The sequence below is a fragment of the Novosphingobium album (ex Hu et al. 2023) genome (assembly GCF_022832385.1).
GTDB classification, from domain to species: Bacteria; Pseudomonadota; Alphaproteobacteria; order Sphingomonadales; family Sphingomonadaceae; genus Novosphingobium; species Novosphingobium album.
In genome coordinates this window covers 1-2,218 of record NZ_JALHLE010000034.1, presented here as the reverse complement: position 1 = coordinate 2,218, position 2,218 = coordinate 1, and the positions used below count along the sequence as shown (strand labels likewise).

General features: G+C 58.3%; 2 protein-coding genes, 1 tRNA gene and 1 pseudogene. 2 read left to right on the top strand and 2 right to left on the bottom strand.

Annotation, left to right across the window (positions count from 1 at the left end; genetic code table 11):
• Positions 1 to 108: 108 nt before the first annotated feature.
• Positions 109 to 191: transfer RNA gene (locus MTR64_RS17910), tRNA-Met, on the bottom strand.
• Positions 192 to 262: 71 nt separating this feature from the next.
• Between MTR64_RS17910 and MTR64_RS17905 the strand changes: the two genes are divergently transcribed.
• Complete coding sequence (locus tag MTR64_RS17905) at positions 263 to 1,492, top strand: tyrosine-type recombinase/integrase (RefSeq protein WP_268741001.1); 1,230 nt, start codon at positions 263 to 265, stop codon at positions 1,490 to 1,492.
• 321 nt (positions 1,493 to 1,813) lie between these two features.
• Positions 1,814 to 1,960: pseudogene (locus MTR64_RS21585) on the top strand (DNA-binding protein); the annotation flags it as partial.
• A 23-nt stretch (positions 1,961 to 1,983) separates the two neighbouring features.
• Here MTR64_RS21585 and MTR64_RS21410 read toward each other — a convergent pair.
• Positions 1,984 to 2,106: a hypothetical protein gene (locus tag MTR64_RS21410; protein ID WP_268741000.1), complete on the bottom strand. Its 123-nt coding sequence runs from the start codon at positions 2,104 to 2,106 to the stop codon at positions 1,984 to 1,986.
• Positions 2,107 to 2,218: the final 112 nt, after the last annotated feature.

The window sequence follows — 2,218 nt, the reverse complement described above, 5'->3', positions numbered from 1 at the left end:
GCTTTGATCAAGCGCAAATCTTCATCCCAATGGCCGTACGCCAGCGCGAGAGCGATCGAGTAACGCCGGGTTCCGTGAAGGACTGAATTGCTAAGTGCTTGAGAGGATTGGTTGCGGGGGTAGGATTTGAACCTACGACCTTCAGGTTATGAGCCTGAGAACGGGTGTTTCGTGAACCCCTTGAATATGCGGCATTATCGGGCATAAATGGCTGAATATCGCGATTTTCCCTCGGTCAGTTGCGCGCTCTTGGAGACAGTCAATGCCAACCATATCGCAATCGAACGCGGACACAGGGCGGACACAAGCATTCCGAGAGAAGCTTTCGGACCAGTCCGTGCGCGATGCCGCACCGCCCATCACCGGCAACCGCATCATCTATGACGCGAAGCTGCCGGGCTTTGGATTGCGCATCACCGCCAAGGGCGTTCGCTCGTTCGTGCTGAACTATCGGTTCAAGGGACGCGAGCGGCGCATCACCATCGGCCAGTATCCGACTTGGAAGCTGCTCGCTGCCCGCAAGCAAGCCGAACACCTGCGGCGGCAAATCGATCTCGGGATTGATCCGCTGGAAGAGCGCATCGCCGACCGCACCGCTCCGACCGTGCGCGACCTGTTCGACCGCTACGCTCTGGAACACCTGCCGACCAAAGCCCCACGCTCTGCCGCTGACGATCGCTCGATGTGGATCAAAGATATTCTGCCCGCCATGGGCGCAAGCAAGGTTGCGGACCTGACCTCTGCTGACTGCGACGAACTGCACCGCGCCATCAGCATCAAGCGCCCTACCCGCGCAAACCGCGTGATCGAGGTTCTGCGCAAGGCGCTCAACCTCGCGATCCGCTGGGAATGGATCGACCGCAACCCTGCCTCCGGCGCGCGCAGGAACCCCGAGCCGAAGCGGACACGGTATCTAGGCCGGGAAGAGGTCGGCAAGCTGGTGCGCGCGCTCGAAGATCACCCAGAGCGCGTTTCCGCTGACGCGCTGCTGTTCATGCTGCTTACCGGCTGTCGCCGGGGCGAAGCACTCAATGCCAAGTGGAGTCAATTCGATCTGCAACATCGCGTCTGGACCAAGCCCAGTTCGGAAACGAAACAGCGCCGCGAACATCGCGTGCCGTTTTCGACTGCGGTTGCCCAGCTTCTCGACCGGCGGCGTGCCGAGCCTGTAGGGACTTATATATTTCCCGGAAGGCTTGGTGCGCCGCTGGTCGAGGTGCGGCGCACATGGGTGAAAGCTTGCGAAGTTGCTGGCCTCGAAAAGGTCCGCATTCACGACCTGCGCCATACCTTCGCAAGCCTGCTAGCTTCGTCAGGACAATCGCTGTTGGTCGTCGGCGAATTGCTTGGTCACTCCAGCCCGCAAACGACTAAACGATATGCCAATCTTTACGATGATTCGCTCCGGTCAGCAGCAGAAGGCGTATCGATCCTGTTAGCTGCTCCGACGCTTCAAAGTGCACCACTCAGTCTGGCTGGAGATGACAAGTAGTGCCATTGAGCGCCATTCATGACCCGCCGGATACAAAAGCGCAAATTCATGCTTGTAGATGCGATAACGATGTGTCTTCTTGTCGCAGCGGGATCTTGAAGGTCTCCGGATATAAGTTGGCATTTTAGAACGCCGAATAACTTGCCTGCGGTGGTAAAGCCACGGTTCGTTGATGATAGCCCGATGAGATTGGTTCAGCGAAACCCATAGAGATCTGCGGATCAGCAGTCATTGAGTGAGTGGCGAGCCCCCGGCGAGTGGCTGAATGAGCAAAGCCACATCCTGCATTCCATCTCTCAACAAAGGTGCTCCGAGGTCAGCATGCCTTGCAGCGCCAGGAGGAAGTGCACCGTGGCTCGTCCAGCGTTCGATCATGAATTCCTTTTGCCCAAAGAGGCCGCTCAATTTCTGAGATGCAGCCCTAGAACTCTCACGCGATATCGGGCTGAGGGAGTGGGGCCGCGATATCACAAGCATGGCGGTCGAATCCTCTATTCAGCCACATGTCTGCGCGAGTGGTTGGCAGCGACCACCGTCGATCCCGTCAGAGCATAACCTTGCTGCGCGAGGCGTACCGCAGCGACAGCGAGGAACGCACCGCGCAGTTGGTTCATCGCCAAGGGGGGTCTTTGTAGCACCCCCCTCCAGAAATACATTCCCACACGGAGAAACCATCATGGAACTGAAGCGCCCCGGGTTTTCCGGAGGCTCCAATTTGTGAGCAGG

Coding starts and splice junctions, on each gene's coding strand:
- MTR64_RS21410 (WP_268741000.1), bottom strand. CDS start 2,106: ATGAACCAACTGCGCGGTGCGTTCCTCGCTGTCGCTGCGGTACGCCTC.
- MTR64_RS17905 (WP_268741001.1), top strand. CDS start 263: ATGCCAACCATATCGCAATCGAACGCGGACACAGGGCGGACACAAGCA.